Source organism: Cystobacter fuscus (assembly GCF_044360685.1).
Taxonomy (GTDB): Bacteria; Myxococcota; Myxococcia; order Myxococcales; family Myxococcaceae; genus Cystobacter; species Cystobacter fuscus_C.
This window is the reverse complement of record NZ_CP043491.1, coordinates 3,555,070-3,573,868: the sequence shown is the minus strand read 5'-3', so window position 1 is coordinate 3,573,868 and position 18,799 is coordinate 3,555,070. Positions and strand designations below refer to the sequence as shown.

The window sequence follows — 18,799 nt, the reverse complement described above, 5'->3', positions numbered from 1 at the left end:
GGAATGGGAATCCTGGCGATCCTCGGGCCACGCGCCCCTTCACCTCGGACGGCACCGGGCGAGCTCGCCCCCACCGTGGTGGAGCGCGCCCGCGCCGGGGATACCACGGCCTTCCGCGCCCTCGTGCTCCACCACCAGGACGCCGTCCACGCGCTGCTCTACCGGTTGCTCGCCCCCAGTGGCCGTGAGGGCTCCGTCGAGGACTGCACCCAGGAGACCTTCCTGCGCGTCTACCGCGCCCTGCCGGGCTTCCTTCCCCAGGGCCCGGCGAAGCTGTCCACCTGGATCCTCACCATCGCCACCCGGCTCGCCCTCAACGAGCTGCGCCGCCCCACCCTGCTCGTCCCCATGGCCGAGCTGTCCTCGCTGCCCGTGGCCGGGCCCCACCGTGCCGACGCGCTCGCCGAGCGCCGCGCCCTCGGCGAGGCCATCCGCCGCGCGCTCGGCCAGCTCCCAGCGGATCAGCGCGCCGTGCTCGTGCTGCGCGAGATGCACGGCCTGGAGTACGCGGAGATGGCCGAGGCACTCGGCCTCGACCTGGGCACCGTCAAGAGCCGGCTGTCACGCGCCCGTGCCGCCATGCGTGCCCTCCTGGAGTCCTCCCATGGCTGAACACCCCGAGTCCGATCCCGAGCGGCTGGACCTGTCCGCCTTCGAGGTGCCGCCCGTCGCCCCGGGCCTCGACGAGCGGGTCCTCGCCCGGCTCTCCCCCGCGCCCCGTCGCTTGCGCCCGCGCATGCTGGCCGCGGCGGCCGCCGTGCTGTGCGTCCTGCTCTGGGGCGCGGCGCGATGGGTGATGGACGGCGCCGGACAGCCCCTGTCCGGCGAGCGCGCCTTCTCGAAGCGAGAGACGGTGCGCCTGGGAGCGTCCGCGCTCGCCGTGGCCGAGCCGGGAACCCAACTGAACTGGAGCGCGGGCCGCCGGGGACCCGTGCGCGTCCGGCAACCGGCGGGCCGTGTCTTCTACCGCGTGGACACCGGGACGGACTTCCAGGTGGACACCCCCGCCGGCCAGGTCTCCGTTCACGGCACCTGCTTCACCCTCGAGGTACACCCCATGCTTCCCTCCAGGCAGTCCCTCACCAGCGCGGCGGTGGGCGCGGCGCTCACCGCGACCGTGTTCCTGACCGTCCACGAGGGCCAGGTCCTCGCCACCAGCTCCGCGGGAGCCCGGGAAGCCGGTCCGGGCGAGCGGGTGGAGCTGAAGGTGGGAGCCACGCCGCGCCTCCTCCCCGCTCCCGCCCTCCTGACGGACGCGCCAGCCGCGCCCGGCTCCCCGCCCAGTGACGAGGCCACAGCCGCGGAGGCTCCTCCATCCTGGAGGACCCGGGAATCCGCCTACGTGGCCGAGCTGACCACGCTGCGGGCACGGGTGCGGGAGCTGGAGTCCCTCGAGAGCGAGCGACGGAACAGCGCCGTTTCCCGCCGGGCCAACTGGTTGGAACCCTCCCAGGAGGAACTCCTGAAGATGGCCAGGAGCTGCAAGCTCCGCTGGGATCAACCGGCCCTCCAACTGGAGCCCGTGAGCAAGCCGGCGCCCAAGATGATGCAGTCGGTGGGCATGACGGAGGACGAAGCGGAGGTGGTGGTCGAGGTCACCAACACCTTCTTCGCCGAATCCCTCGCGAAGCTGCGTGCCATCTACGTGGCAGCCACTGGGGATGAGAACGGCGCCCACGCGCTGAGCCCCAGCGCGCTGGAACAGGAGATCCTCGACAAATCCCGCCGGGAGGATGCCATGCGGGCCTACCAGCGCATCTCCCAGGAGCGGGCGGGACTCGCGCGGCCTCCCGCCCAGCTCATTGACCTGCCCCCGGCGGAGCGCCTGATTCGCTTCAACGCGACCCTGGGTGACGCCTACGAGCGCGCCCTGTCCGACAAGCTGGGGGCCGCCCGGGCTCGCGAGCTGCGTCTCAAGACGAACCTCTGGGGAACCCACTACGATCAGGTGGGGGGCTGTCCCGACTCAAAGTGAGCGCGCTCAGCCCCGGCCCTTCGCGGCGCGCTGCTCGCGCCACTGCGCCAGCAGGCGCGGCATCTCTCCCCGGACGAAATCGAAGAACTGCCGCGACTCCTCCAGCCGCAGACCGGCCACGCTCTCCGCGCCCACCGCGTCGATGCCCTCGCGCAGCCCCTGCTCGAAGCGCAGCAGCATCTGGTCGCGCCGGGCGAGCGCCTCGTACCAGGCATTGGAGGAGACCCGGTAGTGGTCGCTGCGTTGTCCCGGCTCGCGCTCGCGCGCCACCATGCCCATCTGCACCAGGTAGCGCACGGCGCCGGAGATGGCCGCGGCACTCACCCGGAGTTGCTGGGCCAGCTCGGCCGCCGTCCGCGTCTCCTGCTCCGACACCAGCAACCCCACGAACACCCGGGCGGGCATGCGGGGAAACCCGTCGTCCGACAGCGCCAGGGCGAAACGCTCGACGAACCGGCCCACGGCCGCCTCGTCCCGTTTCACCCCCGCTCTCTTACCCATGGCTACATCCTCCGCCCGCCGGTTCTCCAACATCGGCGGAAACACCACAATCCTTTTTCTTTCCAGGAAAGGCAGAAAACTCCGCCCATCCCTCCCATGGGAGTTCCCCTCGAAGGTCCGTGACGAACCAGACGAGGTTGGGCCCCAGGCAGGGGAGTCCTCCCACTATAAGTGCGCCCCGAATTCCTTCCCTCTCGCGAGGTCCCACACCATGCGCTCCGCCCTGCTGTCCTCCGTCGCCTGCCTCCTGCTGCCGGTGCTCCCCGCCGCCGCCGCGCCGAAGGCGAAGGCCGCTCCCGCGCCGAAGGCCGCTCCCGCGCCGGCCGCCCCCGCGCCGGCGCCCGCTCCCGTGCCGGAGCCCGCCCCCGAGCCAGCGCCCGCCCCTGCTCCGGCGCCCGCCCCCGCACCGAGGGCCGCCCCCGCGCCGGCACCCGCCCCCACTCAGTCGAATGCCTCGGACTCGAGCGCGGGAGACGGCACCGCCGCGGTGGCCGGCGCCAAGGGCGTGGTGCTCGGCGTCAGCGGCCTGCCCACGGTGGGCGGCTTCATCCACCTGACCCCGGCGGACTCCCTGCGCTTCAACCTGGGGCTCGACGTGGCCCTCACGCCGGCCTTCGGTGTGGGGTTCTCCGTCGGCGCGGGCGTGCGCCACCACCTGCTCGGCGGCAACCTGCGCCCCTTCATCGAGGGCGGCCTCCAGCTCGACTACGGGCAGGCGATCGGCTTCGGCATCCAGGGCGGCTTCGGCGTCGAGTACTACTTCGTCCCCCGGGTGAGCGTGGCGGGCACATTGGGCCTCGCGCTGCGCATCGACGGGGGCGGACAGAACTTCCACATCCCCTTCGGCACCACGGGCCTGCTGTTCAACGTGTACCTCTAAGGTGACCGGATGACCCTCCTCTCGCGCGTGACCATGGCCCCCCAGGGGCCCGAGGTTTCCCGGCTCGTCCATGGCGTATGGCGCCTGTTCCAGGATCCCCAGGGCGCTGGCGTCCAACGGGTGCTGGAGAAGATCCAGACGTGTCTGGATTGCGGCATCACCACCTTCGACCATGCCGACATCTACGGCGGCTACCAGTGCGAGGAGGCGTTCGGCGCCGCGCTCCGTGCCCAGCCCGGACTGCGGCAGCGCATGGAGCTGGTGACCAAGTGCGGCATCATGCTGGTGAATCCCGCGCGGCCCGCCCACTGGCTCAAGCACTACGACTACTCCCGCCAGCACATCATCGCGTCCGTGGAGCAGTCGCTGCGCCATCTCGCCACGGACTACCTGGACGTGCTGCTGCTGCACCGGCCCAGCCCCTTGTTGGAGCCCTCGGAGGTGGCCGAGGCCCTCCAGACGCTGCGAGCCCAGGGCAAGGTGCGCCACCTGGGCGTGTCCAACTTCACGCCCGCCCAGTTCGACATGCTCGCGAGCTGGCTCCCCTTCCCCCTGGTGACCAACCAGGTGGAGCTCCACCCCCTGCGGCCCGAGCCCTTCCTGGATGGAACGCTCGATCAATGTCTGCGCCAGCGCATCAGTCCCATGGCGTGGTCCCCGCTCGCCGGGGGACGGCTGCTGACGGGTGGGGGGCCCGCCGAGACGCGGGTGCGCGAGGTACTCGCGAGCCTGGGCCAGAAGCACGAGGCGCTCCCCGAGCAGATCCTCTACGCGTGGTTGCTGCGGCACCCCGCGCGCATCATCCCCGTGCTGGGCACCAACGACACCGGTCGCATCACCTCGGCCGTCCGCGCGCTGTCGTTGCACCTGGACACCCAGGACTGGTTCTCCGTGTGGAGCGCCGCCCAGGGCACCGAGGTGCCCTGAAACCCCGGGGAGGGTGCCCGGGCCGAGCCGGGTTGTTGCATCATGCGGGGTGGATATGGCCCCGCGCACCGCGTCCCGTCTCGTGGAACTCTCCCCGCCCGAGTTGCTGTGGCGGCGCACCAAGCAGCTCGTGCTCCAGTCGGAGCGGCTGGTGCGCTGGGCGGCCACGCCCGAGCGATGGCCCCGTCCCGAGCTGGCGCCCACCCGCGGCCTGACGGTGCTGCTGGCCTCGCACCGCGTGGACATGGCGCGCGTGGATCCCGAGGCGGACCCCGTGCTGGAAGCCGGCAAGCAGCACAACCTGCGGCTCGCGGCGCCCGCCTTCGATGGGCTGTGGGTGACCCCCGAGCGGCCCCTCTCCTTCTGGCGCGTCCTCGGCCGGCTCTCGCAGCACGCGGGCTACCGCCATGGACTGTCGCTCCGGGGCGGCTGTCTCACGCCCTCCATCGGCGGAGGCATCTGCCTGTTGGCCAATGCCCTCTTCGAGCTGACGGCGCGCCAGGGCTGGCGGGTGCTGGAGCGCGCCGGCCACACGATGGAGGCCGTCCCTCCTCTAGAGGAGGCCCTGTGGGGAATGGACGCCACGGTGGCCTGGCCCTACGTGGACCTGGTGGTGGCGCCGCGCGAGGGGCCGGTGCGGCTCGGGGCCCGCGTCGTGGGGGACTCCCTGCGGCTCACGCTCCACGGGGAGGCCGCGCCCCGGACCCGCTCCCGGCTCTGGTCCGAGGACGACTCCCTGGTGGAAACCCCCGAGGGGTGGGTGCGCTCCAATCGGATCCTCCGGCGGGTGGAGGAGCTGTCCACCGGACGTGTCCTGGAGGAGGGCCCCGTGGCCGAGAACCGGCGCCGGTTGCTCAACCCCAAGGAGCGCCAGCGCACCTGCCTCACCTGTGGAGAGACGGCGTGCCACGCGCGCGTCGAGGTGCCCGTGCGCCCGGAGCCGCGCCCATGAGGCTCGTCATCGCTCCGGAGCCCGCGCCGTGGCTGCCGCGGCTGTCCTCCCTCCTGGGCGAGGGCCCTCCGGCACGGGTGCTCGCGCCGTGGTCCCTGCCGGAAGGCCCCGAGCAGTGGGGCGCGCTGCCCTCGCGGCTCCGCGCGGCGTGGCGGAGGCGGACGGTCCCGGAGGCCGGTCACCACCGGGTGTGGGGACTGCCGGGGTGGTGGGCGGTGGAGGCGGGGATGAGGTGGAGCGGACGCTCGGCGGCGGCGAGCTTCTCGTCCCGCTTCCGGCTGCGCGAGTGGGTGGCGCGCGCCGTGGCGCCCCTGCTCCCGGCACGGGTGGAGACGGTGATTGCGCCCTCCTTGTGCGCACGCGAGCTCTTCGCGGTGGCCCGCCGCCGGGGGGCGCGGTGTGTGCTGGTGGAGGATCTGCCCTCACTGAGGCAACTGCACGCCGATCTGGACGAGGCGGCGAGCCACCACCCGGAGGAGGCCTTCCTGCGCAACCACCGGGCACGCGCGGCGGACGTGGCCCGGCAGGAAGCGGAGCGCGTCCTCGCGGACGAAATCTGGGTGCGCGGCAGGTTCCTGCGCGAGCACCTGGTGGCCGACGGCTGCGCGCGGGAGCGACTGCGCGAGCTGCGCGTCCACGAGGCGTCCGAGTCCCCAGCACCCAGGGCCGTGGGAGGAGCGGAGCGGGTGGCGCTGCTCGCCGGTCCCGCCCTGGCCCGGAGCGGATTGCGCGAGGCCCTGGCGATCCTCGAGGCACGTCCTCGGTGGCGGCTGTGGGTACGGCCCACGGAAGGCACGGACCTCCGAGGGCTCGAACACCCCCGGCTCACCCGGGTGACGGCGCACACCCAGCGCGGCCTTCATGGCGTGGACGCCGTGCTGGCCCTGTCCTGGTGCGAGAGCTACCCGGCGGAAGTGGCCCTCGCGGCGGCCAGGGGCCTCCCCATCATCGCCACGGACCGGGCCTCGGGTTTTCACTCCTGTCACGAAGTGCCGCGCGGCGATGTGCCCGCGGTGCTCTCGCGGTTGGATGCCCTGGGCGGTTGAGCAGGATTTATCCGGCGGGACTGTATTTGTATTGGATTGCCACGTAGTCAGCAGGAGTTGTCTTTCCTACCTGGGTCCGCCACCACTCCAGGAATGTCTGCGATGACTCATGGACAGCTCCGCCAGATTTTATTAATGATCAATCAGAGCAAGGCCTGACTAGATGGGAGTCAAGGCCTTCTCGTCCGACCCGGATTCCTGGAGAGGGATTGACCCCGGACTCGGCCTGAAGACCCACGGGCTGGAACCACGCAATGACGGGATGGGAGTCGGTGCGATGAGTCGATTGGGGCGAAGACAATTCACCGCGGGTATTGGCGCCACGCTGCTGGCGTCTCCCCTGGTACGGCTGCTCAATGGCGAGGCCCAGGCGGCGACGCCCGTCGCGGCCAAGAGGCTCATCGTCTTCTTCACGCCCAATGGCACGGTGCACAAGTTCTGGCGGCCCACGGGCACGGAGACGAGCTTCACGTTCGCCGCGGGCAGCGTGCTCGAGCCCCTCAACGCACTGCGCAGCAAGCTGCTCGTCTGTGATGGGCTCGACTTCGTGGGGGCGGACAACCACGATCCGGGCATGTCGCACATGCTCACGGGCAGTGGAACGGCGAGCAGCACCACCGCGGGCATGTCCATCGACCAGTACGTCGCGAGCAAGGTGGGCCTGGGCTCGCGCTTCAAGTCGCTGGAGTTCGGCGTCCAGACGAGTCTCTGGGGTGCCTCGAAATCCACGCGCATGTCCTACTCGGCGCCGGGCTCCTTCGTGTCTCCCGAGGACGTGCCACTCAATGCCTACCAGCGCCTCTTCGGCTCGACCGGGGACACCTCCTCGAGCGCGGCCGAGCGGCTGCTGCGCCGCCGCAAGAGCATGCTGGACGTGGCGCGCACGGATCTCTCCGCCCTGTCCGCGGAGGTGGGCGCGGAGGAGAAGCTCAAGCTCGAGCAGCACCTCCAGGCCCTGCGCCAGACGGAGCAGGCCCTGGCCGCGGCCAGCACCACCGCGTGCACGCCCGGCCAGACCCCCGCCGTCATCGATGCCAAGGCCAACGCCAACTTCCCCCTGGTGGGGAAGATGCAGATGGATCTGCTGGTGAACGCGCTCGCCTGCGGCATGACGCGCGTGGCGTCCCTGCAGTGGTCCCACACCATCGCGCCCCAGGTCTTCACCTGGGCGGGCGCCTCGGAAGCCCACCACGAGCTGTCGCACAAGGTGGACTCGAACACGGCGGGCGTGGCGAGCTTCGTCAAGTGCGAGCGCTGGTTCGCCGAGCAGTTCGCCTATCTGCTCAACGCGCTCCAGGCCCGCCCGGATCTCTCGAGCACCACGGGCGGCACGATGCTCGACTCCACCCTGGTGCTCTGGGCCAAGGAGCTCGGCGACAGCCGCCTGCACACCTGCCGCTCGGTGCCCTTCATCCTCGCCGGGGGCTCGGGGACGCCGTTCCGCTTCGGGCGCTACCTGCGCTACACCAGCACGCCGCACCAGAAGCTGCTCACCTCGGTCTGTCAGGGCATGGGCCTCACGCTCGACACCTTCGGTGACGCCTCCCGCTCCACCGGCCCGCTCTCCGGGCTCGTCTGACCCGCGCCCCCCTCTCCCGATTCTTCCCCTCCCCTCCCCCGCAGGTGGACCCGTGCTGACCTTCCGGCACCTCGTTGCCCTTGGCACCCTTGCCTCTTCCCTCGCCTGTGGGGTGGCCCCTCCGGCCGCGCCCGGGGCGGAGATTCCCTCCACGGGAGGGCCCTCCGATCAATTTCCGCCCCAGCAGGGGGGAGAGAGCCCGACAGATCCGGCCGGCTGCCCGGATGACGCGGAGTTCTTCCGCACCCGGCTGTGGGAGCCGGTGATGTCCTCCCAGTGCATCACCTGCCACAACGCCGGGGGAATCGCGGCGGGCACGCGCCTGGTGCTCACCCCCGAGGGACAGCCCGGCGCGGAGGAGGACAACCTCGACACGGTGCGGGCGGTGGCGCGCCTGCAGTACGACGGCACCTCGCTGCTGCTGCTCAAGCCCTCGGGCCAGCATCCCCTGGGCCATGGCGGCGGCAAGCTGCTGAGCCCCGACAGCGCGCTCTACGCGGACTTCCAGCGCTTCACCCAGCGCGCCCAGGGCGAGCCCGGCTCCTGCGACGCCCCGCCCCCCGCGCAGGAGACCTGCCCGGCGGATGAGCTCGATCCCACCGCCCGGCGGCAGCTGCGCATGCTCACGCGCTTCGAGTACGACAACACCCTCACCGATCTGCTCTACCTGGACGAGCCCTCCACGTGGGGCCAGGCCCTGCCGGCGGAGGAAGTGGCCAACGGCTTCGACAACGCCGCGGCGGCCCGGACCGTGGGCCAGCTGCTCACCGACAAGCTCCTGAGAGCCTCCGAGGAGGCCGCCCTGGCCGCCGTGGAGAAGCTGCCCCGGCACGTCTCGTGCTCGGCGAGCGCGGCCTGCGCGCTCCAGTTCATCCAGGACTTCGGCGCGCGGGCCTTCCGGGCCCCGCTGACGGAGACGGAGCGCACGCGCTACCAGGCGCTCTACACGAAGGTGTCGGCGGAGGAGGGCTACCTCGAGGGCATCAAGGCCGTGACGAGCGCCATGCTCCTGTCGCCCAACTTCCTCTACCGCTCCGAGCTGGGCGTGCACCAGGGCGCCGGGCGGTACGTGCTCACCGACTACGAGGTGGCCTCGGAGCTGTCGTACCTCTTCTGGGGCTCGATGCCGGACGCGGAGCTCTTCGCCAAGGCGAAGCAGGGCCAGCTGCACACGCCGGAGCAGATCGCCGCCGAGGCGCGCCGGATGCTCACCTCGCCCCGGAGCCGCCCGCTGCTCAACCACTTCGTGAGCCAGTGGATGGAGCTGGAGCGGGTGGATCAGGTGCAGAAGGATCCCCTGGTCCTCGCCAACTTCAGCCCCGAGCTGCGCAAGGCGATGAAGACGGAGACGCTGGAGCTGTTCGATCACATCGTGCGCCAGGGCAGCGGCCAGCTCTCCGAGCTGTTCTCCGCGGACTACACGTTCGCCTCGAGCACCCTGGCGACGTTCTACGGACTGAACATGCCCGTGGGCGGGACGACCTCGCCCAGCGGGGCGAACATGTGGTCGCTCACGGGCACGGGCCGCGGCGGGCTCCTCACCCATGGCGGCATCCTCGCCGCGCAGGCCACGCCGCAGGCGGCCTCTCCCGTGCGCCGCGGCAAGCTCGTGCGCGAGCGCCTGCTGTGCCAGCCGCTGCCGCCCGCGCCGCCGGGGTTGGATCTCGAGCTGGGGGACACCGGCACGCAACAGACGAACCGGGAGCGCTTCCAGGAGCACTCGCGCAACGCGGCCTGCTCGACGTGCCACCAGTTGATGGATCCCATCGGCTTTGGCTTCGAGCAGTTCGACAGCGTGGGCCGCTACAAGCCGAAGATGGCCAATGGCGACCTGGTGGACGCGAGCGGCGAGGTGCTGGCCTCCAAGTCGACCCAGGGCACCTTCGTGGGCGTGGATGGGCTCCAGGTGAAGCTCGCGAGCAGCCCGGACGTGGCGGACTGCTTCTCCCTGCAGTGGCTGCGCTTCGCCTACGGCGTGGCGGGCGAGGAGAACACCTGCGCCGCCAGCCAGCTCACGAAGCGCTTCCGCCAGAACTCCCTGAGCATTCCGGAGCTGATCGTCTCCGTGACCCAGTTGCCCCGCTTCACCCAGCGCTGGGGCGAGGACATCTCGGAGCCGCCCCCCACGTCCACGGACGGGGGCACGAGCATCCCCGACGGGGGCTCGGGCACCACCGACGGCGGCTCGGGCACCACCGACGGCGGCTCGGGTACCACGGATGGCGGCACGCGTCCCCCCGATGGCGGCACGGGCACCACCGACGGCGGCACGGGCACCACGGATGGCGGCACGCGTCCCCCCGATGGCGGCACGAGCACCGACGCGGGCACGCCCCCTCCCCCGGGCGGCCTCCAGCTCACCCAGAGCGTCCAGAGCGACTGGGGCACCGGCTACTGCAACAACATCAAGCTGACGAACAAGGGGACGACCACGGTCACCTGGCGGGTCTCCGTGACGATCGTGGGCACCCTGACGAACGCCTGGAGCTCCTACGCCAGCGCGTCCGGCAGCGTGGTCACGTTCACCGGCGAGTCCTGGAACAGCCAGCTCGCGGCGGGGGCCAGCACCAACTTCGGCTACTGCGCCAAGCGCTGACCCGGTGGACCTCCGGCGCGCCGTGCGTGATACAGACGGCGCGCATGGAGACTGAAACCCTGCTGTCGTCCTTCGTGAAGCTGCTCGTCTCGGATGTCGAGCGCTCCGCGGCCTTCTACGAGGCTCTCGGCTTCAAGCGGCTGCGCTCGGATCCGCCCTTCCTCCAGTTGCGGTGGGAGAACCAGGCCGAGGTGTACCTGGTCAAGGCGCCCGCGGCGCTGCCGGTGGAGGGCCGCCGGGGCGCGGGCGTGCTGATCGGCATCCGGGTGGGCGCGCTGAGCGTGGAGGAGGTGGCCGCGCGTGCCCAGGCGCTCGGGGTGAGCGTGGATGGCCCCACCCGGCAGCCGTGGCACACACGGGAAATCGTCCTCGCGGATCCCGACGGCTACCGGTTGAACTTCATCGAGCCCGCGTGAGGGCCCGGCGGCCCCCGGCTACGTGCCCGCGAACTGCACGCCCTCGAAGACGAGCGTGGGCGTGCGCGAGGTGCTGTAGCGGTAGGGATCGTCGCCCACGGCCACCAGCCGCTTCCACAGATCCAACTGGTTGCCGGAGATGTTCATCTCGCTGATGGGCTCGGCGAGCTGTCCTCCGCGCACGCGGAAGCCCTGGACGCCGAGCGAGAAGTCACCGGTGAGGGCACTCGAGTTGCCCCCGAGGAAGCCCGTCACGAGGATGCCCTCGCCCAGGTCCGCCAGCAGCCCCGCGCGCTCCTTCGTCCCCAGCTTCCAGGAGAGGTTGGAGGGGCCCCCCGTCGTCGGACGCGTCTGGAGCTTGCGGGCGTAGTAGCTGTCGATGAAGTACGTGCGCAGCACGCCCTCCTCGAACAGCGCCATCGGGCGGGAGGTGATGCCCTCGCCGTCGAACAGGCGCGAGCCGAGTCCCCGCTTCAGGTGCGGATCATCGGAGAGGCACAGCAGCGCGCTGCCCACCTGCTGGCCCAGCTTCCCATCGAGGAACGAGCGCTTCTGCTGGATGGCCCCGCCCACCATCGACGAGAGGAGCATCGACACGAGCCGACCCGCGGCCTTGTTGTCGACGACCATCGGCAGCACCGCCGACGCGCCCTTCACCGCGCCGACGCGGCCCAGGGCCCGCTCTCCGGCACGGCGGCCCAGGGCAGCCGCCGAGGGAAGATCCTCGAAGAAGCGCGCGAAGCCGGAGTCCCCCTCTTCCGGGCGGCGGCCATCCGGATCCTGCACGCTCACCTCCGCGGAGGCGGCGAACTGCGTGGAGCGCGCGCTTCCCTCGAAGCCATTGGAGGTGACGCGGAACACCTCGCGGGACAGGTCGCCGAAGCCCGTGGTCACCGAGAGGATGGCGCCCTTGGCATCCGCCGAGCGCGCACCTTCCTCCAGCTCCCGGGCGAAGCGCTGGCGCTCCTCGGAGGAGAGCTGCGCCTGGCGCGGATCCTCGATCATCAGATCCAGGCTGGCGCGCCCCGCGTAGAACTCGGGCTCGGGAAGGCGGCGGTGCTCATCCGGAGTGAGGACCCGCGTCATCGCGATGGAGTCGGAGATGAAGCGCTCGAGCGCCTCGGGGCGCAGGTCGCTCGTGGAGACGGCGGAGTAGCGCCCGTCGACGAAGAGCTGGAGCGACAGGCCGCGGGTGGTCGCCTCGGAGACCTTCTCCACGCGGCCATCGCGCCACTGCACTTCCAGCTCCCGCATGCGGCCCGCGGTGGCCGAGGCCTCGTTGGCACCGTGCCGGCGTGCCAGGTCCACTGCCCGCCGCGCCGTCTCTTCCAGACTCGTGCTGTTCGTCGTGCTCATGCCGGCCTCTTTCACGCGTTGCGCCCGCCCACGGTGATGGACGCGACCCGGACGGTGGGGATGCCCTGGGACACGGGCACGCCCTGCCCATCCTTGCCGCACGTCCAGCCGCCCTCGTCGATGACGAGATCATTGGCGACCATGTCCACCTTCTCCAGGACCTTGGGCCCGTTGCCAATGATGTTCACGTCCTTGATGGGGCGCGTGAGCTTGCCGTCCTCGATGAGGTAGCCGTTCTTCACGTAGAAGGTGAAGTCACCGGCGCCGATGTTCACCTGGCCGTTGGTGAAGTTGGAGCAGTAGATGCCCTTCTTCACCGAGGCGATGATCTCCTCGGGCGTGTGGGGCCCCGGCAGCATGTACGTGGAGCGCATGCGCGGCAGGGGGGCGTGGCGGTAGCTCTCGCGGCGGCCGTTGCCCGTGGGCTTCACCTTGTAGTGGCGCGCGGAGATGGAGTCGTGGAGGAAGGTGGTGAGGACCCCATTCTCCACGAGCATCGTCTTGCCCGGCACGTTGCCCTCGTCGTCCACGTTGATGGCGCCGCGCGCGTGCTCGTTCGTGCCGTCGTCGACGATGTTCACGAAGGGGTGGGCGATGGGCTTGTTGAGCTTGTCCGCGTAGATGGACGTGCCCTTGCGGTTGAAGTCGGCCTCCATGCCGTGGCCGATGGCCTCGTGCAGGAGGATGCCCGAGGAGCCCGCGGCGAGCACCACCGGCATCTCCCCGGCCGGCGGCTGCACGGAGTCGAACAGGATGGTGGTGCGCGCCACCGCCTCGCGGACGATCCGGTCCAGCCGGTCGCGCGAGTAGAAGTCCAGCCCCGCGCGGCCGGCGACGCCGTACGCGTTCTGCTCGCGCTTGCCATTCTGCTCGGCCACGCACGACAGGTAGAGGCTCGTCATCGGCTGCACGTCCTCGACGATGCGCCCGGTGCTGTCGGCCACGAGCACCGCGCCATGCTCATCCGAGAAGGACAGGCTCACCTTGGCCACGCGGCCGTCGGCCTGGAAGGCCGCCGAGTTGAGCCCCTCGAGGATGGGCAGCTTCTGCTCGGGGCGCACGGCGTCCCAGCCGGCCTGGAGCACGTAGCGCTTTGGAAGGTCCTTGAAGACGTGGAAGTGCTGGGGGCCGGCCCGCGAGGGTCCCTCCGCGATCGCCGCCGCCGTGCGCGCCGCGCTGCGCATCGCCTCCAGCGACAGCTCCTCGGTGTAGGCGTAGCCCGTCTGGTCTCCCTTGACGACGCGCACCCCCACGCCGAGCTCCACGGTGGTGAACGCCCGGTTCACCGCGCCGTCCTCCAGCGACATGGAGGTGGAGACGCGGTGCTGGAAGAACAAGTCGCTGTAGTCCCCGCCGCGCGAGAGCGCCGCGGCGAGCGTTTCGCGGATGAGCGTCTCGGTGACGCCGAAGCGGGCGAAATACCCGATTCCTTCCGCGGGCCCTCGAGTGCCCGTCCGCTCCGCCTCCGCACCGCCAAGCAGTGCCTCGTCCGTGCCGCCACCCACCAGGTCCTGTCGCGTCATCCCGTGTCTCCTCAACTGCCGTGCACTTCTCGAGTACCCATCTTCGCGCACCCCGGGTGGAACCGGGTCCCGGCTCAACTCAGGGACGTCATGCGCACCACCTCGTCGAAGGAAGTAAGACCCATGGCGAGCTTTCGCACGGCGGCCTCGCGCAGGGTGCGCGTGCCCGCCCGGCGCGCGGCGTCCAGGATCTGCGTGGGGTTGGCGCCGCGGGAGATGAACTCGCGCAGCTCGTTGTTCATGTTGACGATCTCGAAGGCGCCCGTGCGGCCCCAGTAGCCGGTGCCCCGGCAGCGCACGCACCCCACGCCCTTGACGATGCGCACCCCGTTGGGCAGCAGGGGGATGGGGGTGCCCAGCATGGCCAGCTCGTCCTGGGTGAGCGACGTCTGCTGGGCGCAGTGCGGGCACACGCGCCGCAGCAGGCGCTGGGCCATCATGCCGATGAGGCTCTGGGCGAGCAGGAAGGGCGGCACGCCCAGGTCCTTGAGCCGGGATACCGAGCCGATGGCGTCATTGGTGTGCAGCGTGGAGAGCACCAGGTGGCCCGTGAGCGCGGCCTGCACGGCGTTCTCCGCCGTCTCCTCGTCGCGGATTTCGCCCACCATGATGACGTCCGGGTCCTGGCGCAGGATGCTGCGCAGGGCGTTGGCGAAGTCGAGCCCCACCTTGGGCTGCACCTGCACCTGGTTGAAGCCGTCCCACACCATTTCGATGGGATCCTCGATGGTGGTGACGTTCACGTCCGGCCCCGCCACGGCCTTGAGCGCCGAGTAGAGCGTGGTCGTCTTGCCGCTGCCGGTGGGGCCGGTGACGAGGATGATGCCGTGGGGCTGCTCGATCCACGACTGGAAGACGGTCTTCTCCTGTTGATCGAAGCCGAGCTGGGCGATGTCCTGCACCAGCGTCTCCGGATCGAACACACGGATGACGACCTTCTCGCCGAAGGCGGTGGGCAGGCAGGACACGCGCAACTCCACCTCGCGGCCGTCCCGCTCCGTCTTGATGCGGCCGTCCTGGGGCTTGCGCTTCTCGGAGATGTCCATGCGCGAGAGCATCTTCACGCGCGACACGATGGGCGGGTGCACGCCCGCGGGCAGGGTGTAGACGGGGTGCAGCACGCCGTCGATGCGCAGGCGCACGAGCGAGGTGGTGCGCTTGGGCTCGATGTGGATGTCCGAGGCGCGGTTGTCGAAGGCGTAGCGCAGCAGGTAGTCCACCGCCTGCACCACGGGCTGGTCCGCGGCGTCCAGCTCCTGGCGGCCACTGAGCGTGACGAGCTGCTCGAAGTTGCTCACCTGCGGCGAGTTGCCCGGGTTGGCGCTGAAGTCATCCGCCGCCTTGGCCAGCGTGCGCTTGAAGCCGTAGATGTCCGCGATGGCCCGGAGGATGTCGCCCTTGGAGGCGAGCACCGGATCGATGGGCATGCCGGTGAGCACGTGGATGCTCTCGAAGAGCTCCTGATCGAAGGGGTTGGCCACCGCCACCACCAGCCGGCCGTCCTGGCCGCGCTCGAGCGGCAGCAGCACGTTCTTCTGGGCGAAGGGCCGGGAGACGGTGCGGGTGGCCAGCGCCATGTCCAGCTTGAGCGGATCCACCTTCTTGTAGGGGATGCCGGCGGCGCGCGCGGCGATCTCCGTGACGCGGTCCTCGTCGAGCACGCCGCGGCCCTCCGCCAGCGGCACCTGGAAGGCGGCGACGATCTCCACGGGGGACACGTCGTAGCGCGTCGAGTCCTTGGGCGCGACGCCCTGGTTCTTGAGGACCCGGGCCCGGGCGGCCTGCTCGCGCGCGAGGATGTTCTGCGCCTGCTCGGCGGTGAGCACCCGCTGGGTGACGAGCGCGTCGAGCACGAAGGTGAGCGAGAAGTCGTTTCTGCTCCGGGACGAAGGGGGAGCGGACGGGGTCACGGGCGCGGGCAAAGGCATCTCCTTGCGGCCACGAGCAACACGGCCAGCGCACCAGGCAATCCCGGCGCGTTCACGGCGGCTCCCAGGCAACCACACCTGGGACGGGAAGAGCAGTCTATCCGCGAACCGCCCGGACGGTCGCCTCCACGAGCGCCTCCGGGGTGGGGCGCTCGGCCACGGCGGCCACCGCGAGGCCCAGTTGGGACAGCGCCGCCGCGGTGGTGGGGCCAATGGCCACCAGCCGGGCCGCGCCGAGCCGCTCGCGGCCCGCGTCCTCCAGGAAGGCCTCCGCCGTCCGGGGCGAGGCGAAGAGGGCCACGTCGGGCGGCGAGGCCTCGAGCAGCGCCCGCGTCTCGTCGGGCAGCACCGTGGGCCGGGCGCGGTAGGCCGTCACCCGCGTCACCCGCGCGCCGTGCTCGCGCAAGGCGTCCTCCAACTCGCGCCGCCCCTCCTCCGCCGCGGGCAGCAGCACTTCGTCCTCCGGGCTCAGCGCGGGGCGCATCACCTCGGCGAGCCCCTCGCCCGTGCCGCTGGGAGACTCGGCGGCCACCTTCAGCCCGTAGCCCTCCACGGCGCGCGCGGTGCGCGGCCCCACCACGGCGAAGCGCACCGGCGACAGCAGTTGCGTGGTGCCCGCCTCGCGCAGCGCCTCCATCAACGCGTCCACCGCCGAGGCGCTGGCGAACACCACCCACTTGTAGCGTTGGATGGACTCCGCGGCCGCCATCAGCGGGCGCGCGTCCTCCGGAGGCACCAGCTCCAGCAACGGCACGTGCAACACTTGCGCGCCCTCGTCCTCGAGGAGGAAGCACAGCTCCTCCGCGCGGTCACGGGGGCGCGTCACCAGAACGCGGATACCTTCGAGTCGCCTGTCCACGGACTCGACTCTAGGACTCCCGCGCGGAAGCGAGGCGACCAAAATCACGCAGGATGTCCGCCGCGCCACGCGACAACAATTCCTCCGCGAGCGCGTCGCCCACCGCGAGTGCCGCCTCCACCGGGCCACTGCGCTCGCCCATCACCACCTTCGTGCCATCCGGACGTCCCACCAGTCCACGCAAGTGGACGGTCTGGCCCTGCACGGTGGCATGTCCCGCGAGTGGGACGGTGCAGCCGCCTTCCAGGCGGGCCATGAGGGCGCGCTCGGCCGTCACCGCCACGCGCGTGGTGGAGTCCTCGAGCGGCGCGAGCAGGCCGCGCACCGCGGCGTCTTCCGTGCGGCACTGGATGGCGAGCACGCCCTGCCCCACCGCCGGCAGGCTCACGCTGGTGGGCAGCACCTCGGCGATCTCCGAGTCCAGCCCCAGGCGCTTGAGGCCCGCGAAGGCGAGCACCGCGCCATGCAGTTGCAGCTCGCGCATGCGCGCCAGCCGCGTCTGCACGTTGCCGCGCAGGCTGACGATCTCCAGGTCCGGCCGCCGCGCGCGCAGGATGCAGCTGCGCCGCAGCGAGGACGTGCCCACGCGTGCTCCCTTGGGCAGCCCGTCCAACGACAGGCCGGGAGGGCCGCAGAGCGCGTCGCGGGGATCCTCGCGCGTGGGGAGCGCCGCGAGCAGCAGGCCCGGGGGCAGCACGGACGTCATGTCCTTGAGGCTGTGCACGGCCAGGTCCGCGCGGCCATCGAGCAGGCACTGCTCGATCTCCTTCACGAACAACCCCTTGCCGCCCACGGTGGACAGGGGCGCGGCGAGGAAGCGGTCGCCCGCGGTGGTCATCTCCAGGAAGGAGACCTGCAGCTCGGGATGGAGCCGGGTGAGCAGCGCGCCCACGTGACGGGCCTGCCAGAGCGCCAGCGGACTCTGCCGGGTGGCGATGCGGATGGACTTCATCCCTTGCCTCCCGTGGCCAACACGTTGGGGGCGGAGACTTCCTGAGCGGCCTGTGCGCTCTCGAGCCCGAAGAGCTCGGCGGCGGCGCCCGCCAGCCGGTTGCCCTCGTGCTCGGGCCCCACGGCGCGCAGCCGCGCGGTGGGCTCGTGCAGCAGCTTGTTGACGATGGCGCGCGCCATGGCCTCCACGCTCTTGCGCTGCTTGTCGTTGAGGCTGTCACCGAGCGTGGCGAGCGTGCGCTCCACCTCGGCGCGGGCGATGGCCTCGCCGCGCTGCCGCAGCTGGGCGAGCACCGGCACCCCCTGGCGCACGGCGCGCTCGCGCACGAAGCGGGCCACCTCCTGGGCCACGAGCACCCCCGCCTTCTGGGCCTCCTCGGCGCGGGCGGCGGCGTTGTCCGCCACGAACTTCTGGATGTCGTCCAGGTCGTAGGCGTGCACCCAGTCCAGCGAGCCCACCTCCGGGGCGATGTCACGCGGCACGGCCAAGTCCACCATGAAGAGCGGGCGGAAGCGGCGCGCCTTGCCCACCGAGGCCACGTTCTCCTGGGTGAAGAGGGGCACGGGCGAGGCGGTGCTGCACACCACCACGTCCGCCGAGGTGAGCAGCGACAGCAGCTCCTCGAAGGGCCGCGCGGTGGCCCCCACCTCCGCCGCGAGCGCCTCGGCGCGCGAGAAGGTGCGGTTGGTCACCAGCATCCGCGTGGCCCCGGCCTGCTTGAGGTGGCGCGCGGCCAGCTCCGACATCTCCCCGGCGCCCACCAGCAACACCGTCTTGTCACGCAGCCCGTCGAACACCTTGCTCGCGAGCGCCACGGCGGCACTGGCCATGGAGGTGGCGGAGCGGCCGATGGCCGTCTCGGTGCGCACGCGCTTGGCACAACCGAACGCCGCGGCGCACACCCGCGTCAGCTCGCCGCGCACCGCCCCCGAGCCCTGCCCCCGCTCGAACGCGTCCTTCACCTGACCGAGGATCTGCGCCTCGCCGAGCACCATGGAGTCCAGGCTGGCCGACACCCGGAAGAGGTGAACCAGCGCGTCCTCGCCCCGGTGCTCGTAGAGGTGCTCCATCCCCTCGGGGCCGCCGAGCGCCTGGAGCTCGCGCAGCACGACCTCGCGGGCCTGGGACACGTCCGGCGAGGCCATGTACAGCTCCACCCGGTTGCACGTGGACACGAGCATCGCCTCGTGGGGCGCCTGGGCCAGGCGCCGCAACAACTCCACCTGCTGGGACTCGGGCAGTGCGAGCCGCTCTCGCACGGACAGCGGAGCCGTCCGGTGCGACACACCCATGCACAGGAACTCCATAG

General features: G+C 71.3%; 16 protein-coding genes. 9 read left to right on the top strand and 7 right to left on the bottom strand.

Annotated elements, in window-relative coordinates; translation table 11 throughout:
* The first annotated feature begins 3 nt into the window (after positions 1-3).
* The gene (locus F0U63_RS14685; RefSeq protein ID WP_395846531.1) at positions 4-612 is read left to right on the top strand and encodes a sigma-70 family RNA polymerase sigma factor; all 609 of its coding nucleotides are present in this window, start codon (positions 4-6) and stop codon (positions 610-612) included.
* A complete protein-coding gene (locus tag F0U63_RS14680) occupies positions 605-1,975 on the top strand; it encodes a hypothetical protein (RefSeq protein WP_395846530.1) in 1,371 nt (456 codons plus the stop codon). The genes F0U63_RS14685 and F0U63_RS14680 overlap by 8 nt, the downstream gene beginning before the upstream one ends.
* Before the next feature lie 6 nt (positions 1,976-1,981).
* On the opposite strand, the gene F0U63_RS14675 is transcribed toward F0U63_RS14680, so the two are convergent.
* Positions 1,982-2,476, bottom strand: a complete 495-nt coding sequence (locus F0U63_RS14675) for a GbsR/MarR family transcriptional regulator (RefSeq protein ID WP_395846529.1) — start codon at positions 2,474-2,476, stop codon at positions 1,982-1,984.
* 211 nt (positions 2,477-2,687) lie between these two features.
* On the opposite strand from F0U63_RS14675, the gene F0U63_RS14670 reads away from it, so the two are divergent.
* From F0U63_RS14670 to F0U63_RS14640, 7 genes are all read left to right on the top strand, one after another.
* Complete coding sequence (locus tag F0U63_RS14670) at positions 2,688-3,356, top strand: hypothetical protein (protein WP_395846528.1); 669 nt, start codon at positions 2,688-2,690, stop codon at positions 3,354-3,356.
* A 9-nt stretch (positions 3,357-3,365) separates the two neighbouring features.
* Positions 3,366-4,283 carry an aldo/keto reductase family oxidoreductase gene (locus tag F0U63_RS14665; RefSeq protein WP_395846527.1) on the top strand — a complete coding sequence of 306 codons (918 nt, stop codon included), beginning with the start codon at positions 3,366-3,368 and terminating at the stop codon, positions 4,281-4,283.
* A 55-nt stretch (positions 4,284-4,338) separates the two neighbouring features.
* Positions 4,339-5,235: a VanW family protein gene (locus tag F0U63_RS14660; RefSeq protein ID WP_395846526.1), complete on the top strand. Its 897-nt coding sequence runs from the start codon at positions 4,339-4,341 to the stop codon at positions 5,233-5,235.
* Positions 5,232-6,281: a hypothetical protein gene (locus tag F0U63_RS14655; protein ID WP_395846525.1), complete on the top strand. Its 1,050-nt coding sequence runs from the start codon at positions 5,232-5,234 to the stop codon at positions 6,279-6,281. The genes F0U63_RS14660 and F0U63_RS14655 overlap by 4 nt, the downstream gene beginning before the upstream one ends.
* 277 nt (positions 6,282-6,558) lie before the next feature.
* Positions 6,559-7,860 carry a DUF1552 domain-containing protein gene (locus F0U63_RS14650; RefSeq protein ID WP_395846524.1) on the top strand — a complete coding sequence of 434 codons (1,302 nt, stop codon included), beginning with the start codon at positions 6,559-6,561 and terminating at the stop codon, positions 7,858-7,860.
* A 52-nt stretch (positions 7,861-7,912) separates the two neighbouring features.
* Positions 7,913-10,456 (top strand): DUF1592 domain-containing protein, encoded by a 2,544-nt coding sequence (locus F0U63_RS14645; protein WP_395846523.1) that lies wholly within the window; start codon positions 7,913-7,915, stop codon positions 10,454-10,456.
* A gap of 44 nt (positions 10,457-10,500) precedes the next feature.
* The gene (locus F0U63_RS14640) at positions 10,501-10,872 is read left to right on the top strand and encodes a VOC family protein (protein ID WP_395846522.1); all 372 of its coding nucleotides are present in this window, start codon (positions 10,501-10,503) and stop codon (positions 10,870-10,872) included.
* An 18-nt stretch (positions 10,873-10,890) separates the two neighbouring features.
* Here F0U63_RS14640 and F0U63_RS14635 read toward each other — a convergent pair whose 3' ends face one another.
* The 6 genes from F0U63_RS14635 to hemA all read right to left on the bottom strand — a co-directional run bounded on the left by F0U63_RS14635 (position 10,891) and on the right by hemA (position 18,797).
* Positions 10,891-12,228 (bottom strand): TldD/PmbA family protein, encoded by a 1,338-nt coding sequence (locus F0U63_RS14635; protein WP_395846521.1) that lies wholly within the window; start codon positions 12,226-12,228, stop codon positions 10,891-10,893.
* Positions 12,229-12,239: 11 nt separating this feature from the next.
* The gene (locus F0U63_RS14630) at positions 12,240-13,751 is read right to left on the bottom strand and encodes a metallopeptidase TldD-related protein (RefSeq protein ID WP_395846520.1); all 1,512 of its coding nucleotides are present in this window, start codon (positions 13,749-13,751) and stop codon (positions 12,240-12,242) included.
* Positions 13,752-13,825: 74 nt separating this feature from the next.
* Positions 13,826-15,679: a GspE/PulE family protein gene (locus F0U63_RS14625; RefSeq protein WP_395846519.1), complete on the bottom strand. Its 1,854-nt coding sequence runs from the start codon at positions 15,677-15,679 to the stop codon at positions 13,826-13,828.
* A 97-nt stretch (positions 15,680-15,776) separates the two neighbouring features.
* Positions 15,777-16,538 carry a uroporphyrinogen-III synthase gene (locus F0U63_RS14620; RefSeq protein ID WP_395846518.1) on the bottom strand — a complete coding sequence of 254 codons (762 nt, stop codon included), beginning with the start codon at positions 16,536-16,538 and terminating at the stop codon, positions 15,777-15,779.
* A 10-nt stretch (positions 16,539-16,548) separates the two neighbouring features.
* A complete protein-coding gene (gene hemC / locus F0U63_RS14615; protein ID WP_395846517.1) occupies positions 16,549-17,490 on the bottom strand; it encodes a hydroxymethylbilane synthase in 942 nt (313 codons plus the stop codon).
* Positions 17,487-18,797, bottom strand: a complete 1,311-nt coding sequence (gene hemA / locus F0U63_RS14610; RefSeq protein WP_395846516.1) for a glutamyl-tRNA reductase — start codon at positions 18,795-18,797, stop codon at positions 17,487-17,489. The genes hemC and hemA overlap by 4 nt, the downstream gene beginning before the upstream one ends.
* Positions 18,798-18,799: the final 2 nt, after the last annotated feature.

Coding starts and splice junctions, on each gene's coding strand:
- F0U63_RS14665 (WP_395846527.1), top strand. CDS start 3,366: ATGACCCTCCTCTCGCGCGTGACCATGGCCCCCCAGGGGCCCGAGGTT.
- F0U63_RS14685 (WP_395846531.1), top strand. CDS start 4: ATGGGAATCCTGGCGATCCTCGGGCCACGCGCCCCTTCACCTCGGACG.
- hemA (WP_395846516.1), bottom strand. CDS start 18,797: ATGGAGTTCCTGTGCATGGGTGTGTCGCACCGGACGGCTCCGCTGTCC.
- F0U63_RS14655 (WP_395846525.1), top strand. CDS start 5,232: ATGAGGCTCGTCATCGCTCCGGAGCCCGCGCCGTGGCTGCCGCGGCTG.
- F0U63_RS14675 (WP_395846529.1), bottom strand. CDS start 2,476: ATGGGTAAGAGAGCGGGGGTGAAACGGGACGAGGCGGCCGTGGGCCGG.
- F0U63_RS14630 (WP_395846520.1), bottom strand. CDS start 13,751: ATGACGCGACAGGACCTGGTGGGTGGCGGCACGGACGAGGCACTGCTT.
- F0U63_RS14660 (WP_395846526.1), top strand. CDS start 4,339: ATGGCCCCGCGCACCGCGTCCCGTCTCGTGGAACTCTCCCCGCCCGAG.
- F0U63_RS14650 (WP_395846524.1), top strand. CDS start 6,559: ATGAGTCGATTGGGGCGAAGACAATTCACCGCGGGTATTGGCGCCACG.
- F0U63_RS14640 (WP_395846522.1), top strand. CDS start 10,501: ATGGAGACTGAAACCCTGCTGTCGTCCTTCGTGAAGCTGCTCGTCTCG.
- F0U63_RS14625 (WP_395846519.1), bottom strand. CDS start 15,679: ATGCCTTTGCCCGCGCCCGTGACCCCGTCCGCTCCCCCTTCGTCCCGG.
- F0U63_RS14670 (WP_395846528.1), top strand. CDS start 2,688: ATGCGCTCCGCCCTGCTGTCCTCCGTCGCCTGCCTCCTGCTGCCGGTG.
- F0U63_RS14680 (WP_395846530.1), top strand. CDS start 605: ATGGCTGAACACCCCGAGTCCGATCCCGAGCGGCTGGACCTGTCCGCC.
- hemC (WP_395846517.1), bottom strand. CDS start 17,490: ATGAAGTCCATCCGCATCGCCACCCGGCAGAGTCCGCTGGCGCTCTGG.
- F0U63_RS14635 (WP_395846521.1), bottom strand. CDS start 12,228: ATGAGCACGACGAACAGCACGAGTCTGGAAGAGACGGCGCGGCGGGCA.